Source organism: Patulibacter minatonensis DSM 18081 (genome assembly GCF_000519325.1).
GTDB classification, from domain to species: domain Bacteria; phylum Actinomycetota; class Thermoleophilia; order Solirubrobacterales; family Solirubrobacteraceae; genus Patulibacter; species Patulibacter minatonensis.
Genome location: NZ_KI912613.1, coordinates 1,016,516 through 1,036,325 on the forward strand (window position 1 = coordinate 1,016,516; position 19,810 = coordinate 1,036,325).

Below are 19,810 nucleotides of genomic sequence, written 5' to 3' on the forward strand. Positions count from 1 at the left end.
GGGCTACGGAAGGTAGGAACCGTCGGCCCCCTCACCCGACCCGCCGCGGCGGACCGACGGGGACGTCGCCGGGGTGGCGCGGAGCCGCTCCCGACCTCGGTCGTGGCGTGGCGGGCGCGCAACTCCGCGTCGCCCGCCCGGTTGTATGGACCATGTCCCGTCCCCCGTTCCGTCCCGCCCTCGATCTCGTCGCCTCGCGGGCGTCGCCCTCCGGCCGCGCTCCCGCGGCGGCCACGTCGCTCGGGCGCCGCCTGGCCCCGCGGCGCGTCACCGCCACCCTGACCCTCGCCGCCGGCCTGCTGGTCCCCGCCGCGGCCCACGCCGCCCCCGCCGACCCCGTCGTCCTCGACGCGAAGACCCCGCTCGACGCCGCTGCCTTCGGCGACACGATCGCCTGGCTGCGTCCGCTCGACGTGCGCGGCACGCACGCGCAGCTCGTCGTCCGGGAGGCCGGCGCCGAGCCCCGCGTCCTCGCCCAGACCCTCCCCGCGAACGTGAACGACCTCGTGATCGGGCGGGACGCGACGGGCGCGCGGGTCGCGATCCTCGCCACCGCGTCCACGCGCGGCGGGATCCCCGTGCGGTCGACGCCGGTGCGGAAGGGCGCCCTGTACGAGCTGCCGCTCTCCGGCGACACCGCACCGCGCCGGCTCGCGGTGTCGCGGCCCGGGACGGACCTCGCAGCGCCGGGCCTCCTCCGCGGCCGGCTGTCGTTCGCGAAGCGCGAGACCCTGCGCGAGGGCGTCCGCTGGACCCTCCGCCGCGGAAGCACGACCTCCTCGACCTCGACGCTCCTGTCCCGCGGGACCGCCGACGCGACGATCCCGCAGACGACACCGGTCGCACGGGGTCGCGTCGCCTACGTCGTGTCCACCCGGGATCGCAAGACCACCGGGGCCTCCGTCGTCCTCCGCCAGGTCCGGGCCGGCCACCGGTCCACGGTGCTCGGCCGCACGGACTACGGCGGCGCCTCGGAGAGCGGCTTCGGGCCCCTGACCCCTTCGGCGGAGGGCGGGCGGCTGACCGCGTCGCGGTGGACCGTCGCCGGGGCGCACGTGCACGACCTGAGCACGTGGTCGCTGCCGGGTGGCTCCGTCGTCTCGAACGCGAAGACCGCCCGGGCCCCCCAGTGGGTGGTCCCCGTGGTCGGCACCGGAGCCGGGACCGCCACCTTCGAGCCGCAGGGCACCGCGCAGGGCCTGACGTTCACGCCGGCGGGATGAGCGGGCCGATGCACCGGTCGGTCGTGCTCGCCGTCGCGCTGCTCGCGGTCGCCGCGCCGTCGGCCGGTGCGGATCAGGTGCTCGACCCCGTCACCCCGGTCGATGTCGCCGCCTCAGGACCGACGCTCGCGTGGCTCCGACCGCTGCCGGGTCGCGGCGGGCGGACGCAGCTCGTCGTCCGCGACGGGCCGGGCGCCGCACCGCGGATCGTGCCCCGGCCGCTCCCCGCGGACGTCGACGACCTCACGATCGGCGCCGACTTCGGTGGTGCGCTCTACGCCGTCGTGGCCACACGCAGCTCGCAGGACACGCTCGGCCGCAGGCCCACGGGACGCAAGCGGGTGCGCGGCAGGCTCTACGACGTGCGCCTGGACGGTTCGGCGCCGGCGAGGCTGGTGCCGATCTCGCGCGGCGGCGGCGACTTCGGCGCGCCCGGACTGCGCAACGGGCTCCTGAGCTTCTCCTCGTACGAGACGCACCGGCGACGGGCCCACTGGGAGCTGCACGAGACGACGCTCCGCGACGACTCGTGGTCCATGCTCTCGCACGTCCGGCGCGACCGCCTGTACGAGGCGTCCCAGCCGGTCGGGCAGATCACCGTCGTCGAGGACCGGTTCAACCCCGACCAGGACACCGACCTCGTGGCGTACGTGACCGCCGAGCGCGAGCGGCGCACCGGCCGCGTGCGGCACGTGCTGCGGAGCATCGTCTCCGAGGGCCGCGCGAACACGGTCGCGAGCACCGTCGGGACGACCACCGGGGACGCCGGGTTCGGCCCGCTCACGATGACGGCGAACATCGCTGTCGCGGCGTCGCGCTGGAGCGTGTCCGGCATCGGTCCCCGCGACACGAACACCTGGGGCGCGGAGAGCGGGGCGTTGCTGCTCCCGGGCCCCGCGTTCCGGCGCTCGACGCTCGAGGTGCCCGTCGGGTCCGAGGGCGTCGCGCGCTACGGGCGCCGGTCGGAGGGCGACCGGGCCGGCCTGGTCCTGGGGTCGCCCGGCGGCTGAGGTCCACGCCGACGTGGCCGGGCGCGGGGTGCCCGGCCGTCGGTGCCGGCGACCGCGCGGCCGGGAGCCCGAGGGACGGACCGGCCGCCCGCGGCTACGCTCGCCGCCCGTGCCTCCGGCCCTGCGCTCACCCCACGACCGCGAGATCCTCCGCCTGGCGTTCCCGGCGCTCCTGACCCTCGCCGCGGAGCCGACGTACCTCCTCGTCGACACCGCGATGGTCGGGCACCTGGGCGTCGCGCCGCTCGCGGCGCTGGCGCTCGCCGTCTCCGTCCTCGGCACGCTGTCGGGACTCGGCGTGGTCGCGACGTACGCGACGACCGCCGCCGTGGCGCGGCTGTCGGGCGCGGGCCGTGCGGACGACCTGCGGGCGCTCGCGAGCCAGGCGCTGTGGCTCGGCGCCGCCGTCGGGCTGACCGGTGCGCTCGTCGCCGTCGCCCTCGGTCCGCTGTGGATCGACGCGCTCGGGGGTTCCGGCGAGACCGCCGACGACGCGGCCCGGTACCTGCGGATCGCCGCCCCCGGCCTGGCGCTCGCTCTGGCGAGCATGGCCGCGCAGGGCTGGCTGCGCGGGACGGGCGATCTGCGGACCCCGCTGAAGATCGTGCTGCTCGGCAACGCGATCAACCTCGTCCTGAACCCGCTGCTGATCTACGGTGCGGACCTCGGCCTGGACGGCAGCGCGATCGCGACGCTCGTGGGGCAGCTGACGATGGGGGCGTTGTTCGTGCGGCTGCTGTGGCGGGCGGGGGCCCCGCCGACGTCCGTCGCCGACGCGGCGAGCGCGTCGCCGGCCGCGGGCGACGGGGTACCGTCCGCCGAGCGTCCCCGTGCCGACCGCCGCCCGTCCCTCGTCCTCCTGCGCCGGCTCGGGGCGGCCGGGGCGTTCCTCCTCGTGCGGACCGGGGCACTGCTCCTGACGTTCGCGGTCGCGTCGGCGATCGCGTCACGGGTCGGGGAGTCGTCGCTGGCCGCGCACCAGATCGGCTGGCAGCTGTTCCTGTTCCTCGCGCTCGTGCTCGACGCCGCCGCGATCGCGGGCCAGGTGCTGATCGGCCGTGCGCTGGGGGCCGGCGACGTCGACGGGGCGTTCGAGGCGTCCCGGCGGATGGTCCTCCTGACCGTGGTGGTCGGGATCCTCGCCGCGGTCGTCCTGCTCGCGCTCCGGGGCCCGATCGTCGGCGCGTTCACGGACGACGCGGCCGTCCGTGACCGCGCCGGGGCGATGTGGCCGCTGCTGTGCCTGATGCTGCCGTTCGCGGCCGCGGTCTTCGCGTTCGACGGGATCCTCATCGGCGCCGGCGACGCCCGCTTCCTGGCGCTGGCGATGACCGTCGCGGCGCTGATCGGGATCCCTGCGATGCTCGCCTTCCGCGAGGCCGGCTGGGGCATCGGCGGGGTGTGGGGCGGGATCGTCGTCGTGATGGCCGCGCGCTTGGCGGGGACCTGGTGGCGCTACCGCGGAGGACGGTGGGCGCGGCCCGGGGCGTGGCAGGGGTGACGGGCCGACCGTGTCGGATCGTGGACCGCCCAGGTACCGAACCCGACGCGAAGCGCGCCGGGCCGCGGCGACAGGGCGACCGTGTCGGATCCGGTACCGCCCAGGTACCGAACCCGACACGCAGCGCCCCGAGCCGCGGCCGGCCCACCCACCGACCGACCCCCGTGCCCCACCACCGACCGGTCGGCGTCCTAGGGGTCGAGGGGCTCCGGGAGCGCGAACCCGAGCTCCTCGCAGCGCTCCTCGACGCGCCGGATCACGGTCTCGAGCACCGCCACGCGGGCCCACCGCTTCGAGTCCCCGGGGATGAGGTTCCACGGTGCGTGGCCCGAGTCGGTCTCCGCGACCATCTCCTCGACGGCCTCGGTGTACGCCTCGCGCTTCTCGCGGTTGCGCCAGTCCTCGGCGGTGAGCTTCCAGGACTTCAAGGGATCGTCGCGACGGCGCTCGAAGCGCGAGAGCTGCTCCTCGTCGCTGATGTGCAGCCAGAACTTCACGAGGATCGTGCCGTCGTCGGTGAGCTGGCGCTCGAACTCGCGGATCTCCTGGTAGCCGCGCCGCCAGTCGAGCTCGGGCGTCAGATCCTCGACGCGCTCCACGAGCACCCGTCCGTACCAGGTGCGGTCGTAGACGGCCATGCCTCCGCGGCCCGGCAGCGGCAGCCAGAACCGGTGCAGCCAGTGGTGGCGGAGCTCGTCCGGCGACGGCGCCGCGAACTCGGCCACGCGGTAGTGCCGCGGGTCCATCGCGCCCGTGAGCCGCTTGATCGCCCCGCCCTTCCCGGACGCGTCCCAGCCCTCGAAGACCACGAGGAGCGGAGGGCCGATCGGGTGCTCCTGCTCCACCGGGTCGTCGCGCTTCCCGTGCTGCGACGCGCTCGTCTGTCCGCCGAGGGTCAGGCGCAGCTGCTGCATGCGGGCCTGACCGGCCTCGAGCCGGACGTCCTGCTCCTTGCGGGACAGCTTGAGCGTCAGGTCCAGGTCGTCGAGTCGTCCCATCCGTGCACCCTACGACGCGGGGCCCGGATCGCCCAGCGGCCGGGCGGCTACTGCAGGACGGCGGCGAGCACGGACGCCGCCCACACGGGCAGCGCCGGCAACAGCAGCAGCGGTCGTGGGGTCAGGCCGCTCCCGTGGACCCGATCACCGAACGCGCGCCAGACCCGGACGCCGCCCCACCAGACCAGGCCGGCGACGGCGAGCGCGACGACGACGATCGCGACGCTCGGCGCATCGGACCCCCCGGAGTCGCACCCCGCGATGCAGCCCGAGGCGAAGAACGCGCCGGCGAGGCCCGCGAAGACCACCCCGATCCCCACGAGCAGGCCGAGCGCGAGCAGCACCACGCGGGCCAGCGCGGGACCGGGACCACCACCCACCACGCGAGGGACGCCATCGCCGGAGGCTCGCACACCCGGTGTCGAGGGCGGGCGATCCCCGTCGGCCTGTCGCATCACCGCGCCGTCACCCGCACCTCCGGCGGCCGGGGATAGGCTCGGCTGCATGGGCGACCACGACGCACTCCTGCGCCGGTACGCGCCCCGGCTCCGCTACGACGGGCAGGAGACGTTCTTCGCCGACCACCCGGCGATCGTCGCGGTCACGCCGGGGGCGACCCTCCAGGCGGCCGACGGGACCGTCCTGGCGCAGGCGGCCGACGGGACGCTGACGCTCGAGCTGCTCGGATCCCGTGCGGCGGCGGGCGCCGCCGGGTCGGCCGCCGACGGGTCGGCCGCTTCCCGGTCGGGCCCCGACGGGGCGGGCGGTCCGGCCGCCACGACGGCGGACGGACGCGGCGGCGACCGACCACCCGCTCGCCACGAGCGCCTCTCCCTCGCCGGCAAGGACTACCGCGAGCGCTACGCCGCGACCCGGCAGGAGCACCCGGGGCTCCGCAACCATCTCGTCGCGCGCGCCGTCCGCGACCGCGAGGGCGCGCTCTGGCTCCAGTACTGGGCCTGGTACGTGTACAACGACTACCGCCTGGCCGCGAACGTCGGCCTGCACGAGGGCGACTGGGAGATGGTCCAGCTCCTGTTCGACGGCGACGACCCCGACGACGCGCGGCCGATCTACGCGGTCTACGCCCAGCACCGCCACGCCGAGCGGCGCGCGTGGGACCGCGTCGAGCGCGACGGCGATGCGCCCGTCGTCCACGTCGCCCGCGGCTCGCACGCCGCGTACTTCGAGCCAGGCGTCTTCGGCACCGACGCGTGGATCGACATCGCCGACGGGCGGCGGTCCTCACCCCGCTCGACGCTGCTGATCGTCGACGACGACACGGCGTGGACCCGGTGGCGCGGCCGTTGGGGGGACACGGAGTCGCGCATCGACGGCGTCGAGTCCGACAGCCCCGACAGCCCGTGCGAGCGCGCCCACTGGACCGACCCCCTCGTGCTGCTCGAGCAGGCGACGGAGGAGCGGCTCCCGCGGTCGGCCGTCCCCGGGCCCGACTTCGCGGTGCGCCGGGAGGACGGGCACCTGGCGGTCGCCTACGACCTGCGGAGGCTCGATCCGCCGGCCGTGGCGGTCCTCGTGACGGTGAACTCCCACGGCGAGCCGGGCGTCCCGCCGCGGACCGCCACGTTCGACGTCCGCGAGCGCGACGCGAAGGGCGTCGTCACCGCGCTCGACGTGGCGGCGGACCGCACGTACGAGGTCCTGCTGAGCGTCGTCTCCGCCGACGGCGAGCCGACCGCCCCGGTCCGCCGCATCCTCGATCCCGGCGACCACGAGAAGCGGAGGAGCCTCTCGACGCGGATCGGCCTGGCGCTCGCGCCCCTGATCGGGAACCTGCCGGGCGGCGGATCGCGCGGCGGGGGCTGATCCGCGGACCCGGCGGGCGACGAGGTCCGCCTCGTCGCCCGCGGGCGCCGTCTCAGCCGCCGAGCGCGACGTACGCGTCGACGGGGAGGGTGTTGCCGTTCGAGACGCCCTGGCCGCTCAGCTGGACCTGGACGTACGCGAGCTCCCCGGCGGGGATCGTGACCGGCGTCGGGCTGCACGAAGCCTGCAGGACCGTGAAGGCGGCGACGAGGCCGGTGAGGTCGGGCGCCGCGATGCACGCCATGCCGGTGGGCACGATCGACCCGTTCCCGCTGTCGACCCGCACCAGGGTGGCCTTGAGCTGCAGCGTCGTGCCGATCAGCGCCAGTCCCGTCCGGGTCACGAATCGGACCCGCATCGACGAGAACGTCGTGTCGACGGGGAGGAGCTGTGCGACGGCGCGGACCTCGGGGGTCGAGGTCGTCTCCGGCATCACGCCGGAGAGCGGCAGTCGGCCCAGCACGCCGGGCACCCCGCCCAGGTTGGTCGTCACGGTCATGGAGCCGGACGAGGACGCGAAGGTCGAACCGGCGTCGCCCTTGTCGCCCTTGTCGCCCTTGGTACCCGGGGCGCCGGACTCGCCCTTCGCACCCGGCGCCCCCGGGTCGCCCTTCGCACCCGGCGCCCCGGCGTCGCCCTTCGCCCCCGGCGCCCCCGGCGCCCCCGTGTCGCCCTTCGCACCCGGCGCACCCGGGGCGCCGGCGTCGCCCTTCGCCCCGGGGGCGCCGTCGTCGCCCTTGGCGCCGGGCTCGCCCTTCGCCCCTGCGGCCCCGGTCTCGCCCTTCGCCCCGGCCGGCCCGGCGGGGCCGGCGGCACCGGCCTTCAGCACCCCGTCCGCGAGGTCGCCGGCCTGGATCGACTTGTTGCGGATCTTCGACGACGTCACCGCGTCCGTGCGGATCCGGTTGCCCGAGATCGCCTTCGGCTCGATGTCGGTACCGCGGATCGAGCCGTCGCGGATCTGCGCCGTGCCGACGGTGTCGCGGCCGAGGGAGACGGCGGCGATGCTGGTGCCGCCGAGGGCGACGAATAGCGCGGTGCTGGCGATCACCGTCGCGGGTGAAGGCCGCGGGAGTCGGCGCCTCCCGCGGGGCTCGTGGTCGTGGTCGGTGGCGTCTTGGGGGACGTGGTGCTCGGTCATGGTGCCGGTCAGCATCGACACCACCCGGGTGAGCGGACAAGCGCCACCGGGATGATTCGCCGACGCGACCTGGGACACGTCGTCGTGCCCGCGCACCCCGTCCGACGGGAGCGCGCGAGCACGGACGGGACGACCCGCCCGCCCCGGACGGCGCCGCGACCGTGGCGGCCGGGCGCAGGGCCTCGCCGGATCAGACGATCGGCAGGACGTCCTTGCCGGCGGTGTCGTTGATGATCATCGCCATCGAGACGTAGAGCACGGAGGCGGCGGTGATCAGGCCCAGGACGCCGCCGAGGTGCACGAGGCCGGACCCGCCGGGCGCGGCCATGTTGCCGAGCGCGAGGCAGAGGATCGTCAGGCCGAGCAGCATCTGCGCGGCGAAGACCATCTTCGCGACGAACCAGGCGGCGGCCCCGAGGCCGAACGAGACGATCGCCCAGAGGAGCAGGTAGGTCCCGAACGCGTCGCCGAAGCTCGCGGGCCCGGCGGCCTCCGTGACCGTCGACCCGGTCGTCAGGAGCATCAGGCCGAGCGACAGCCAGAGCGTGCCGTACATGACGCCGAGGGTCCCGGCGAAGAGGTTCCCGGCGCGGAAGTTCCAGAGCCCGCCGGTGCCGATGCCGAGCCCGCCGACCGCGAACGCCGCGGGGATGACGACGCCGCCGGCCTTCGGGTCGTAGAGCTCGACGTTGCCGGCGGAGAGCAGGGCGAGCGCGACGCCGAGGCAGCCGAGGATGAGCGCGGTGCCAGCGGCGGTCGCGGCGTAGAAGACGCCGGCACCGCCCTCGGGCGAGTTGATGACCTTCTCGGACAGCCGCCCGGTCGCGGTGCCCGGCGGGACCGGGGCGGTGCGGGGCGCGAGGCCGTTCGTGGGTGCTGCGGGTGCTGCGGTGGCCATGATGGATCCTTCGGTGTGGTGGGATGAACCACCGACTCGCCCTCCAACGAATCGATGTGGACCGGGCGCGGGGCGCCCGGAAGATGGGTGGACCTACGTCGTCGCGGCCGACGTGACGGCGGAGACGAGCGGGGCCAGGTGGCCGGCGTCGCGGGCCACGCCGGCGAACCGGCCGGAGCCCCACGTGTGCTGCCACGGCAGGCCGAGGACGAAGAGCCCGGGGACGCTCGTGACGCCGCGGTGGTGCGTCGGGTAGCCCGAGCCGTCGAACGCGGGGACCTTGACCCACGACCAGTCGGAGCGGAAGCCCGTCGCCCAGATGACCGTCGTGATGCCGGCGGCCTGCAGGTCCAGCTCCCCGCCGCCGTCGGTCCCGGGCTCCCAGAGCGAGACGTAGCGCTCCTCCTCGGGCGCGTCGACGCCTTGCGACGCGATCCACGCGTCGACGCCGTCCTTGATGCGCTCGGACACCGCGTCGGCCACGTCGAGGTTGCGGCGCAGGTCGCCCGCGAACGTGAGGGCACCGTCGCCGATCGCGGCCAGCCGGCCGTGGAGCGTCATGCCCTCGACGGCGAACCGCCGCAGGTCGATGTCGCGCCCGCCGTCGCGGCCGGTGACGTAGTGGTTGGCCTCGTGCCGGGCGCCGAGGCCCTCCTTGTGGTCCTCGATCGCCATGTCGTAGTGGCCCGAGTCGTGGAGCCACGCGACGACGTCGCGACCGCGGTAGAAGCGGGCGACGCGCGGCGCGGTGCCGACGGCCAGGTGGACCTCGCGGCCGGCGAGGTGCAGGTCCTCGGCGATCTGCGCGCCCGACTGCCCGGAGCCGACGACGAGGACCGCCCCGTCGGGCAGCGGCGCGGCGCTCTTGTACCGCGACGAGTGGATCTGCGTGACGGTCTGCGGCAGGCGCTCGGCCATCCGCGGGACGGTCGGCACGTGGTACCCGCCGACGGCGAGGACCACGGCGTCGCAGGTGACGTCGCCGGCGGTCGTCCGGACGAGGTAGCCGTCCGGTGCGGAGGAGAGGACGCCGTCGTGGACGTCCGCCGCGGTCGGGGCGGTCGACGCGTCGCGGGCGGCGCCGCGGGGCGCGTTCGCGCGGCGGTCGGTCCCGACGCCGCGGGCCTCGACGGACGTCACGGTCACGCCCTCGCGGACCGGTGCGCCGAACGACGCGGCGTAGGACTCGACGTACTCGACGATCTCGTCCTGGACCATGAAGCCGGTCGGGTCGTCGCCGTCGTACGGGTGGCCCGGGAGCGTGCACTGCCAGTTCGGCGTCACCAGGCAGAACGACTCCCAGCGGTCCTCCTTCCAGGAGTGCGCGACGGTGTGGCGCTCCAGGACGACGTGCTCGACGTCCTCCTGCTTCAGGCACCAGCTCATCGACAGCCCGGCCTGGCCGCCGCCGACGATCACGACGGGGACGTGCCCCTCGAGCCTGCCGATGCTCGGCTGCGCCTGGAACGTGCGCTGCGACTGGGACCGCCCGCCGGCTCCGCGTCGCAGGTAGTGGACGTGGACCGTGCCGCCGGACTTCCCGTGGACCGCGGCGGCGCCCTCGACGTCCTGCTTCTGCGCCAGCGCCGACGTGCACGCCATCCCGTACTGCTGCCGGACGCGCTCGGAGGCGGCGTCCATGCCGGCGTTCACGCGGCGGACGAACTCGTCGACCGGGTAGCTGGCGGCGGGCGCGAGGTGGGCCTCGATGGCGCGCGACGGCGACGTGCACTGCTGCACGTGGCCGTCGGGCCAGCTGACCTGGAAGTGGACTTCGGGCATCGGGATGGTCCTCGGGGCGGGCGGTGGGGCGATGAGCGGTCCGGACCTCGGCACGCCCGCCCGCGCCTGGCAGGCGGACGTGCCGACGTCCGGCGGGTGGGGTTCGGGCCGGCGGTCAGGCGGCGGTCGGCGCCTCGTACGGGATCGGGGTGGCGGCGGCGTAGACGTCGGGCCGCAGGTCGCGGACCGGGGAGAGCGCGCGGCGCGCCTTCGTCAGCGTGGCGCCGAGGTCGAACTCCGCGATCGCCAGGCCGCCGGACGAATCGGTCTCCGCGACGACGTCGCCGTTGGGGTTCGTGATCCGCGAGCCGCCGAGGAACCGCAGCGAGCCGAAGTCGCCGGACTGGTTCGCGGACGCGACGACCATCGAGTTCTCGGCCGCGCGGGAGCGGTCCCAGAGCTCGGCGCGGCGCCACTGGCGGTCGTCCTCGCGGCGCTCGGCGGCGTTCGTCGCGCTGGTCGGCCAGGCGGAGAGGAAGCAGAGGACCTGCGCGCCGTCGAGCGCCAGCGTCCGCGCGGCCTCGGGGAAGGCCTTGTCGTAACAGATGAGCAGGCCCACCCGGCCGATCGGCGTGTCGATCGCGGAGAGGTGGTCGCCGGGCGTGGTGAAGCGTCCCTCGTCCAGCGGCATGTGGATCTTGCGGTGGATCCCGAGGACCTCGCCGCCGGAGACGAGCGCCGCGACGTTGTGGCGGACCTCGTGCCCCGGCCGGTCGGGGTCGGGCTCGCCGGCCTCGCAGAAGCCGACCGCGATCACCATGTCGCCGGCCAGGTCGGCGACACGCTGCAGCTCGGGGCCGTCGGGCGACAGCGCGGGCGGCGGGTCGTCGACGTCGCCGTGCAGCGACTCGACGTAGCCGCCGAGCGCGGCCTCGGGCAGGACGAGCAGGCCGACGCCCGCGGCGCGGGCCTCGTCGACGAGGCGCTCGATGGTGGCGAAGCAGGCGTCCATGTCGCGCCCGAACGGGGCCGCGGCGGCGGCGATCTTCAGGTCGGTCATGCGAGGTCCTCGGGGGTGGTCGGGCGGGTGGTCGGCCAGGTGGACGACCCGCGGGAGGGCGGGGAGGTGGTGCGGGTGGCCGGACCCAGTCCGGTCACCGCGCCGTCGACGGCGGTCGTGACCTCGCCGTCGGGCCAACGGAGGCGGACGCCGGGGCCGTCGACGAGACGGCCGCAGGGCGCCCCGACGGCGGGGCCCGCCGGGAGGGAGGTCGGGCGGCCCCCGTCGTCGGTCGTGATGAGGGCGAACCCGGGGAAGCAGGTGAGCCAGTCGCCGGCGGTCGCGCCGGCCGGCTTCGGGATCGAGGCGACGTCGAGCTCGGCGCCGCAGCCGGAGGCCTCGGCGAGCATGCCGGTGGTCCCGACGACGCCGGCCATCGACACGTCCTTGGCGGCGCGGACGCCCCCCTGGTCGCGGGCGGTCCGGACGGCGTCGAGCATCGTGCGCAGCTCGTCGCGGCGGCGCCACGACGTCGAGTCCCATTGGCGCCCGTGGTACCCGGGGCGCCAGTCGCCTTCGAGGTCCGCGGTGACCGTGATGGTCTGCCCCGACGCGCCGGAGCCGGGCACCGGGTCGGCCGTGTGGCCGAGGCCGGTGACGCTCAGCGCGGCGGGGACGCCGAGCTGCGTGTGGCCACCGAGGACCGGCAGGTCGAACGCCTGCGAGCCGCGGCGGACGCCGTCGAGGATCCGGTCGGCGTGGCCGGCGTCCGAGGCCCCGAGCGCGTCCAGCGCGCCGAGCGGCCGGGCGCCCATCGCGGAGAGGTCGTGGGCGGTGACGAGCATGGCGCACCAGCCGGCCCACTCCGGGTCGCGCTCGACCATCGACGGCGTGATCGCGTCGGTGCACGCCACGACGCCCGGGGCGTCGGGGACCGGGACGGCGTCGTCGCCCTTCCACGGGTCATCGGGGACGAGCCCGTCGTAGAGCCCACCGAGCGGCGCCTTCGTCGCGTGCACGAGGCGGGCGATCCGGTCGACCGGCCAGTGCATGAGCACGTGCTCCGCGCCTGCGACCTCGATCCGCCGCAGCGGGGTCCAGCCGAGGCGCCGGAAGAACCGGACGTGGTGCAGCTGGACGTGGGCGTCGAAGCGCAGGGCGCCGACGTCGAGCGCCTGGACGCACGCGGCGCGGACGAGCGCCGCGCCGATCGCGCCGCGGGCGGTGCCGGGGACGTCCTCGCAGACGAGCCGCGAGCCGCGCCACCAGCCGAGCCCGCCGTCGCCGTCCTCCGGGTGGATCCGCACGCCGCCCAGCACCTCGTTGGTCGGGGTGACCGCGACGAGGACCCGCGAGCGCGGGTGGGCGTCGTAGGCGTCGACGTCCTCGCCGGTGAAGAGGCCCTGCTGCTCGACGAACGCGCGGCGGCGCAGGCGGCGGTACGCGTCCAGGCGGTGCGGATCATCCTCGGCGTCGACGATCAGGACGTCGTGCGCCAGGCGGGTCGCCGGGGTGCGGCGGCCGGTCGCGCGCATCGCCGGCGGGGCCGGGGCGCCGAGCATCGCGAGGACGTCGAAGGCGGAGGGCGGGGCGGCCGGCAGGGGCGTGCCGGCGAGGTCGGTCGGGGGACGCATCGGCTCAGCCCCCGTCCGCCGCGAGCGCGGAGCAGGCGCCGCACGCCGCGCAGCCGGCGACCTGGTCGACGCCGCGCATGCCCGCGTGGCGCAGGGCGCGGGCGACGCGGCCGGTGACGGCGCGGAGCTCCGCCGCGGATGGTGCGCCCACCCCATCGGTGAAGGCCAGCGAGCCGTCCATCGGGCGGTACGGCACGACGAAGGGGTAGACGCCCATGTCGATCAGGCGCTCGGCGGCGGCGACGAGGTGGTCGGGCTCCTCGCCCAGGCCGACGAGCAGGTAGGTCGAGACGCGGTTCGGGCCGAAGACCGCGACGGCGCGGCGCCAGGCCTCCTCGTAGCGCTCGATCGGCACCTCGGCCTTGCCGGGGGTCCAGCGGGCGCGGACGTCCTCGTCCATCGACTCGACGTGGATGCCGACGGCGGCGGCGCCGGCCTCGTGCAGCCGGTCGATCCACCCGAGGTCCAGCGGCGGCTCGATCTGGACCTGGATCGCGAGGCCGGGGACGGCGGCCAGCACGGCCTCGACGCACCTGACGAGGTGCTTGGCCCCGCGGTCGCGGCCGTTGCTCGTGCCGGTCGTCATGACCATCTGCTGCACGCCGTCCAGGCGGACCGCGGCGGCGGCGACCTCGGCGAGGTCCTCGGGGCGCTTGACCTGCGCGGTGTTGCCGGCGCGGAGCGACTCCTCGATCGTGCAGAAGCGGCAGCGCGTCGACTCGTCGCGGTAGCGGATGCAGGTCTGGACGACGGTGGTGGCCAGGACGTTGACGCCGTGCAGCCGGGCGAGGTCCTCGTACCGCGTGCCGTCGGCGGTCGACAGGTCGTAGAAGGCGGGGCGCTCGATCGCCTCGACGGAGACGTCCTCGACGACGACGCCGTCCCTCGTCAGCGCGCCGTTCGCGTCGAGCGAGAACGGCGAGTCGGGCGACATCGGCAGGGTGGTCTGGGAGCCGCAGCCCTTCGCGGTGCCGGCGCCCGCGAGCTTCCAGTGGCCGTCGTTCGACGGACCGGCGCCGCCGCGGCGCGAGAGGCCCGGGGTCGCCCGGAGCCCGTGGACCGCGAGCTCGGCGCGCAGGGCCAGGTCGATCGGGGTGACGGTGTCGGCGCCGGCCTCCGGTGCCGGGACCTCGTCGGCGGTGATGCCGAGGACGGACGAGAGCGGCGTCCCGTCCGTCGCCCACGCCGCGGAAGGGGCCTCCTCGGCGGCGCGGCGCGCGGTGCGTCCCAGGAGGCCGGGGCGGGTGGGCGCGATCTCCTGGTACGCGGACATCGTCCTAGAACATCCAGGTCGTGTTGATGATCGCGCCCTTGCGGGCGTACTCGATCAGGCAGTCCTGCAGGTCGAGCGGGTGGCACGGGATGACGCCCTCCATGAGGTCCTCCTCGCGGGCGCCGTGGAGCGCCAGGCCCAGCCGGCAGGCGTAGACCTTGCCGCCCTCGTTCAGGTAGCGCTCGAGCTGCCCGTTCTCGTTGCGCATGCCCGGGAAGATCTCGGCGCCGATCGTCGGGAAGCCGCGGGTGTGCAGCGCGTTCAGGGCGCCGATCCCGAAGAAGTAGAGGGCGGTCTCGAACCCCTTGCGCTGTGCGCGGATCGCCTGCAGCACCGCGACGAGCGACACCGACGACTCGTGGGCGATGCCGTGGACGAGGCCGAGGTAGCTCTCGCCCTTCTCCGCCTGGTAGTCGGGGAAGACCTTGGTCTGCCCGTAGATCGACCCGCCGATCTCCTGGGTCGGGTGCGGGATCTCCGAGATGCTCGCGATCTCGCTGTCGGTGAGGCTGGGTGCGATGGCCATGAGGGGTGCTCCTGTGTCGGACGGATGCCCCTCCGGCCCCGGCGCCCCGACCGATCAAGGAGGAGGCGACGCGGGGACCGGTGGAGCGGACTGGTCACAGCCTCCCGCCGCCGGGGCCGCGTTTCGATGGCCCGGATGACCAGGCTGGGCGGGGGCCGACTGGCCCGACGTCCAGTCCGCACCCGCCACGTCGGGAGGACCGGCGGGTCGACCGTGGGGTTGTCCCTACCCCCGCCGCGCAGGCGTGGGGTCGGCCCGACGACGGGCGTGGGGTGCGATCGGCGCGACGTCCGCCGAGGCCGCCGGTCGCTCGGGAGTCCACCGGCGGACCGCCTCGCGTCGGCCCCTCCGCGCCGCTACCGTCCGCGGCGTGCCGGACCCCCTCCGCCTCGTCGTCGCCGAGGACCACGCCCTGATCCGCGAGGGGCTCGTGCGGATCCTTCGCGACCTGGGGTTCGACGTCGTCGGGCAGGCCGGGGACGCCCCGACGCTCGAGGAGCTGGCGGCCGAGCTGCGCCCCGACGTGATCGTCGTCGACGTGCAGATGCCGCCGACGCAGACCGACGACGGCCTCCGCGCCGCCGAACGGATCCGGTCCGCGCAGCCCGACGTCGGGATCCTCGTGCTCTCCCAGTACGTCGAGGAGCACTACGCGATGGAGCTGATCGGCGAGGACCCGCGCGGCGTCGGCTACCTGCTGAAGGACCGCGTCGCCGACGTCGAGACGATCGGTGAGGCCGTCCGTCGCGTCGCCGCCGGCGGGTCGGCGCTGGACCCCGAGGTCGTCGCCCGGATGTTCGGCCGCCGGCGCACCGGCGACGTCCTCGCCGGCCTGACCCCCCGGGAGCGCGAGGTCCTGGCGCTGATGGCCGAGGGGCGCTCGAACATCGGGATCGCCGACGTCCTCGGCGTCACCGGGGCCGCCGTCGAGAAGCACGTCACCGGCATCTTCTCGAAGCTCGGTCTGGCGAAGGAGCCCACCGAGCACCGGCGCGTGTCGGCCGTCCTGACGTTCCTGCGCGTCGGCGGCTGACCGGCACCGGCGAGATCACCCGGGGCCGGATTCCGGCGCGATCGCTCTGCTGGACGGCCGATCCGGGCGGCAGCGTGCACCGGGACACCCGACCGAGACGAGCGTCTACGCGCCAATATATAGTTTCTCGTGCAACTTTCGTAGGTTCTGTGGACACCCGGCGTCTTCGTGTTCAAGCGCCCACCGCGGTGGGCGCCACGCCCGAGCTTCACGCCGGGCGGGACAGGCATCGAGGGCACGGTCGGCGATGGGGGATCTCGACCGTGCCCCCGAGCTCTTTCGTCTCCCGCGGCCCACCGGCCGCCACCTCGCAGGCGTCACACCGCAGCGCGCACCAGCGCCGCGGCCAGCACGACCATGAAGACGGCGATCGCGCCGTCGAGGACGCGCCACGCCGCCCGCCGCGCGAAGACCGGGCGCAACAGCCGGGCGCCCTGCCCGAGCGCCAGGAACCACGCGGCGCTCGCCACGGCCGCGCCGACCGCGAACCACCACCGGCGGTCGCCCTGGTGCTCGGCGACCGACCCGAGCAGCACGACGGTGTCGAGGTACACGTGCGGGTTCAGCCACGTGAACGCCAGCGCCGTCCAGAGCGTCGCCACCCACCCCGCGGGGACCGCCGCCTCGTCGGCGCGCATCGCCGACGGCCGGAGCGCCCGGCGGGCGGCCAGGGCGCCGTAGGCGAGGAGGAACGCCGCACCCCCGAGCCGCATCGCCTCGGCCAACCCCGGGCGCCCGGCGACGACGGCCCCCGTCCCCGCGACGCCGGCGACGATCAGCAGCACGTCGGAGAGCGTGCAGACCCCGACGACGAGCAGGACGTGCTCACCGCGGAGCCCCTGGCGCAGGACGAACGCGTTCTGGGCGCCGATCGCGACGATCAGCGACAGGCCGAACAGCAGTCCGGCCCCGGCGGCGAGCAGTTCCGGTCCTCCGAGCACGCGGCGGAGTCTGCGGTCGCGACCGTCGGAAGTCCAACGACGGATTCTTCAGCCGCTGTAGCATCGCTTTCGATGGACCTCGACCTCCAGCAGCTGCGAGCCCTGTCGGCCGCGGTGGCGGAGGGCACGCTCGACGGCGCGGCGCGGGTGCTCCACGTGACGCCGTCGGCGGTCAGCCAGCGCCTGCGGGCGCTCGAGGCCGCGACGGGGCAGGTGCTCCTCGTGCGCAGCAAGCCGGTGCGCGTCACCGACGCCGGCCGTCCGGTGCTGCGGCTCGCGCGCCAGGTCGAGCTCCTGATGACCGACGCGGCGCTCGAGCTCGACCCCGCCGCCGACGGGGGACGCACGCCGCCGCTGCCGGTCGCCGTCAACGCCGACTCCCTCGCCACCTGGGTGCTGCCTGCACTGCGGCCCCTGGCGGACGAGCTGTTCTTCCGCCTGCGGCGCGAGGACGAGCGCCGCACGAGCGAGCTCCTTCGCGACGGCACCGTGCTCGCGGCGGTCTCGACGGACGCGGAGCCGGTCGCCGGCTGCCGCGTCGTGCCGCTGGGGGCGATGCGGTACCGGCCGGTCGCGTCGCCGGCGTTCGCGGCGCGGTGGTTCCCGGACGGTCCGGACGCGGCCGCCTACGCCCGTGCACCCGTCGTGACGTTCGACCGGGACGACCCGCTCCAGCGCGCCCACCTCGACGCGCGGTCCCCCGGCGCCGACCCGCCCGTCCACTTCGTCCCGTCGTCGGCGGACTTCCTCGAGGCGGTCCGGCTCGGCTTCGGCTGGGGTCTCGTCCCCGACCTCCAGGCCGACGACGACCGGCGCACCGGCGTCCTCGTCGAGCTCGACCCGGGCACCGCCACGGACGTCGCCCTCCACTGGCAGCAGTGGCGCCTGCGCTCCCCGGCGCTCGACCGGCTCGGCGAGGCGGTGATCGCGGCGGGGCGGGAGGCGCTGGTGCAGCCGGCGGGGTGACCGGGCCCAGCGGGCGATGCGGCGGCCGGACCGCCGGCCACCCGGCGATCGGCAGGAGGACGCCGACGCGGCGCGCCTCACCCCGCCGGCGTCCGCCTGGTCCCCTCGGCGTCCCGGCCGACCGCCGGCCCGACCGCCCGACGACCGAGCGGGATCGTCGCCGTCAGCCGCGTGCCGAGCGGGGCCCGGCGCCGAGCGTCCCGGACCTCCAGCCGGCCCCCGAGCGCGGAGACCCGGTCCTCCAGTCCCCGGATGCCGCTGCCGGCGTCGGGGTTCGCGCCACCGTCGCCATCGTCGCGGACCTCGATCTCCAGCGCGCCGTCGTCGTCGCGCACCCGGACGAGGACCTCCCCCGCCGACGGCGCGTGCTTCGCCACGTTCGTCGTGGCCTCGGAGATCACGAAGTAGGCGCAGGCCTCGACCTCCGCCGGCCAGCGGTCGGCCGGGACGTCGACCTCGACGTCCACCGCCGACCGCGCCGTCAACGACTCGACCGCCGCGCGCAGCCCCCGGTCCGACAGGATCGCGGGGTGCACGCCGGCCACGAGGTCCCGCATCTCGCGGATCGCCTCCTGGACCTCGTCGCTGGCCCGCGACAGCAGCGCCCTCGTGTCGCCCGCCCCGTCGCCGACGCGGACCGCGGCGCTGCGCAGCGTCATCAGCACGTGGACCAGGCGCTGCTGGGCGCCGTCGTGGAGGTCGCGCGAGATCCGGCGGCGTGCGGCGTCGGCGGACGCCAGGATCCGGGCGCGCGAGTGGTGGAGCTCGAGCGCGTGCGACCGCCCGATCCCGTCCGGCGCCTCTCCGCCCTCCGGGTCGACCTGCCGGAAGACGACGACCGCGCCGCGCTTGCCGTCCATCAGGAGCGGCGACGACGAGTACGCGATCGGCACCATCGAGCCGTCCCTGCGGACGAACCAGTCGAGCTCCATCCGCACGACCTCGCCGGTCGACCGGGGCTTGAGCAGCATGCACTCCTCGGACGGGAACGCCGACCCGTCCGGGTGCTTGTAGTGGATCGTCGCGTGGCTGTTCCTCCCGAGCAGCTCGGACTCGTCGTCGTAGCCGAGGAGCGCCACCGCGGCCGGGTTCGCGAACTGCACGCCCCCGTCGGGATCGACGACGTAGAACGCGTCGGCCGAGCTCGCCAGCAGCGCCTCGAAGAGCTCGGGGCCCGGATCGACGTGCGTCGTCTCCTCGTCGTGAGCGGGCACGGGGTCCACGGGTCGACGGTACCCCGGGCCCTCGGCCCTCCGGGTGCGCGGGCGGCCAGAACGCGGGCCGCCCCGTTGTCCGGGTCGGAGAACCGGACGCGCCGGCGCGTCCGTCTTCACCGGAAGGCCGCCCGAACCTTGTTTGTAGCCATTAGCATCAAGCCATGCGTGACGTGACCCCCGCGGAGCAGGAGTACCTCGAGACCCTCCTCCACCTGTTCGAGGCCGGCCGCCCCCTGACCGCCGCGAACGTCTCGCGGGAGATGTCGCTGTCGGCGCCGACCGTGCACGAGATGGTCAAGCGCCTCGAGGCCGACCGCCTGATCGAGCGCGACGAGCGCAAGCGGATCTCGTTCACCGACGAGGGACTCGAGATCGCCCGCCACGCCGCCAGCCGCCACCGCCTGGTGGAGCGCTTCCTGACCGACGTCCTCGGGATCCCCTGGTACGAGGTCCACGGCGAGGCCGAGAAGATCGATCAGGCGATGAGCGACGTCGTCGCCGAGCGCATGCGGGTGGCGATCGGCACCGCGACGACCTGTCCGCACGGGCACCCGATCGCCGCCGGCAACCGCGTCATGTGCGGCACCCGCCTGGCCGAGGTCCCGGTCGGCAGCCGGATCACCGTCCTGCGGTTCGAGAACGAGCACGACGCCGCGCTGCGCGACCTCCACGAGGCCGGCCTGAAGCTCGGCTTCGCCGCCACCGTCGCCCGGATCGACCCCGACGCCGTGGTCCTCGAGACCGACGACGGCGAGGCCCGCGTCGCCACCGACGTCGCGAACACCGTGGCGGTCTGGAGCACGGCCGCCGTGCCGCAGGAGGCGCCGGCGGGCTGAGCGGCCGCCCGCCCCGCGGGCCTGCACGGGTCGGCCCGGGGGGCGGGACACCCCGCGCGGACCC

18 protein-coding genes and 1 pseudogene are annotated in these 19,810 nt (G+C 75.5%); 7 read left to right on the top strand and 12 right to left on the bottom strand.

The features are described 5' to 3' along the window. The first annotated feature begins 152 nt into the window (after positions 1-152). The 3 genes from PATMI_RS0104705 to PATMI_RS0104715 all read left to right on the top strand — a co-directional run bounded on the left by PATMI_RS0104705 (position 153) and on the right by PATMI_RS0104715 (position 3,734). A complete protein-coding gene (locus PATMI_RS0104705; protein WP_026910038.1) occupies positions 153-1,223 on the top strand; it encodes a hypothetical protein in 1,071 nt (356 codons plus the stop codon). Continuing rightward, positions 1,220-2,233 carry a hypothetical protein gene (locus tag PATMI_RS37230; RefSeq protein WP_036725230.1) on the top strand — a complete coding sequence of 338 codons (1,014 nt, stop codon included), beginning with the start codon at positions 1,220-1,222 and terminating at the stop codon, positions 2,231-2,233. The genes PATMI_RS0104705 and PATMI_RS37230 overlap by 4 nt, the downstream gene beginning before the upstream one ends. A 109-nt stretch (positions 2,234-2,342) precedes the next feature. After that, the gene (locus PATMI_RS0104715; protein ID WP_026910040.1) at positions 2,343-3,734 is read left to right on the top strand and encodes an MATE family efflux transporter; all 1,392 of its coding nucleotides are present in this window, start codon (positions 2,343-2,345) and stop codon (positions 3,732-3,734) included. Positions 3,735-3,925: 191 nt separating this feature from the next. Here PATMI_RS0104715 and PATMI_RS0104720 read toward each other — a convergent pair whose 3' ends face one another. Together PATMI_RS0104720 and PATMI_RS33890 are read right to left on the bottom strand one after the other, a co-directional pair. Further along, positions 3,926-4,732: a polyphosphate kinase 2 family protein gene (locus PATMI_RS0104720; RefSeq protein ID WP_026910041.1), complete on the bottom strand. Its 807-nt coding sequence runs from the start codon at positions 4,730-4,732 to the stop codon at positions 3,926-3,928. Positions 4,733-4,779: 47 nt separating this feature from the next. After that, positions 4,780-5,112: a hypothetical protein gene (locus PATMI_RS33890; RefSeq protein ID WP_051471063.1), complete on the bottom strand. Its 333-nt coding sequence runs from the start codon at positions 5,110-5,112 to the stop codon at positions 4,780-4,782. Positions 5,113-5,236: 124 nt separating this feature from the next. Here PATMI_RS33890 and PATMI_RS0104730 point away from each other — a divergent pair, with 124 nt between their 5' ends. Beyond that, the gene (locus PATMI_RS0104730) at positions 5,237-6,559 is read left to right on the top strand and encodes a hypothetical protein (RefSeq protein ID WP_026910042.1); all 1,323 of its coding nucleotides are present in this window, start codon (positions 5,237-5,239) and stop codon (positions 6,557-6,559) included. A 52-nt stretch (positions 6,560-6,611) separates the two neighbouring features. Here the strand turns inward: PATMI_RS0104730 and PATMI_RS37815 are convergent, their stop codons facing one another. From PATMI_RS37815 to PATMI_RS0104765, 8 genes and pseudogenes are all read right to left on the bottom strand, one after another. Continuing rightward, positions 6,612-7,715 carry a collagen-like triple helix repeat-containing protein gene (locus PATMI_RS37815; protein ID WP_084270292.1) on the bottom strand — a complete coding sequence of 368 codons (1,104 nt, stop codon included), beginning with the start codon at positions 7,713-7,715 and terminating at the stop codon, positions 6,612-6,614. A 175-nt stretch (positions 7,716-7,890) separates the two neighbouring features. After that, positions 7,891-8,598, bottom strand: coding sequence for an acetate uptake transporter (locus PATMI_RS0104740; protein ID WP_026910043.1), 708 nt, complete (start codon positions 8,596-8,598; stop codon positions 7,891-7,893). A gap of 93 nt (positions 8,599-8,691) precedes the next feature. After that, on the bottom strand, positions 8,692-10,047 hold the full coding sequence (locus PATMI_RS0104745; RefSeq protein ID WP_026910044.1) for an MSMEG_0569 family flavin-dependent oxidoreductase: 1,356 nt from the start codon (positions 10,045-10,047) through the stop codon (positions 8,692-8,694). Between the two features lie 78 nt (positions 10,048-10,125). Continuing rightward, positions 10,126-10,380, bottom strand: a pseudogene (locus tag PATMI_RS38680) (MSMEG_0570 family nitrogen starvation response protein); the annotation flags it as partial. Positions 10,381-10,495: 115 nt separating this feature from the next. Then, positions 10,496-11,380 carry a carbon-nitrogen hydrolase family protein gene (locus PATMI_RS27445; protein ID WP_036725237.1) on the bottom strand — a complete coding sequence of 295 codons (885 nt, stop codon included), beginning with the start codon at positions 11,378-11,380 and terminating at the stop codon, positions 10,496-10,498. Then, positions 11,377-12,954, bottom strand: coding sequence for an MSMEG_0567/sll0787 family protein (locus PATMI_RS27450; protein WP_245604079.1), 1,578 nt, complete (start codon positions 12,952-12,954; stop codon positions 11,377-11,379). The genes PATMI_RS27445 and PATMI_RS27450 overlap by 4 nt, the downstream gene beginning before the upstream one ends. A gap of 4 nt (positions 12,955-12,958) precedes the next feature. Further along, positions 12,959-14,227 carry an MSMEG_0568 family radical SAM protein gene (locus PATMI_RS0104760; protein WP_211241694.1) on the bottom strand — a complete coding sequence of 423 codons (1,269 nt, stop codon included), beginning with the start codon at positions 14,225-14,227 and terminating at the stop codon, positions 12,959-12,961. Between the two features lie 4 nt (positions 14,228-14,231). After that, on the bottom strand, positions 14,232-14,753 hold the full coding sequence (locus tag PATMI_RS0104765) for an MSMEG_0572/Sll0783 family nitrogen starvation response protein (RefSeq protein ID WP_026910046.1): 522 nt from the start codon (positions 14,751-14,753) through the stop codon (positions 14,232-14,234). 370 nt (positions 14,754-15,123) lie between these two features. On the opposite strand from PATMI_RS0104765, the gene PATMI_RS0104770 reads away from it, so the two are divergent. After that, on the top strand, positions 15,124-15,786 hold the full coding sequence (locus tag PATMI_RS0104770) for a response regulator transcription factor (protein ID WP_026910047.1): 663 nt from the start codon (positions 15,124-15,126) through the stop codon (positions 15,784-15,786). A gap of 317 nt (positions 15,787-16,103) precedes the next feature. Here the strand turns inward: PATMI_RS0104770 and PATMI_RS0104775 are convergent, their stop codons facing one another. Then, positions 16,104-16,727 carry a LysE/ArgO family amino acid transporter gene (locus tag PATMI_RS0104775; protein WP_036725239.1) on the bottom strand — a complete coding sequence of 208 codons (624 nt, stop codon included), beginning with the start codon at positions 16,725-16,727 and terminating at the stop codon, positions 16,104-16,106. A gap of 72 nt (positions 16,728-16,799) precedes the next feature. On the opposite strand from PATMI_RS0104775, the gene PATMI_RS0104780 reads away from it, so the two are divergent. Then, positions 16,800-17,693, top strand: a complete 894-nt coding sequence (locus PATMI_RS0104780; protein WP_026910049.1) for a LysR family transcriptional regulator ArgP — start codon at positions 16,800-16,802, stop codon at positions 17,691-17,693. Between the two features lie 77 nt (positions 17,694-17,770). Here PATMI_RS0104780 and PATMI_RS27455 read toward each other — a convergent pair whose 3' ends face one another. Next, positions 17,771-18,916, bottom strand: coding sequence for a PAS domain-containing sensor histidine kinase (locus PATMI_RS27455; protein WP_084269681.1), 1,146 nt, complete (start codon positions 18,914-18,916; stop codon positions 17,771-17,773). Between the two features lie 155 nt (positions 18,917-19,071). Here PATMI_RS27455 and PATMI_RS27460 point away from each other — a divergent pair, with 155 nt between their 5' ends. Beyond that, positions 19,072-19,746: a metal-dependent transcriptional regulator gene (locus tag PATMI_RS27460; RefSeq protein ID WP_051471064.1), complete on the top strand. Its 675-nt coding sequence runs from the start codon at positions 19,072-19,074 to the stop codon at positions 19,744-19,746. Positions 19,747-19,810: the final 64 nt, after the last annotated feature.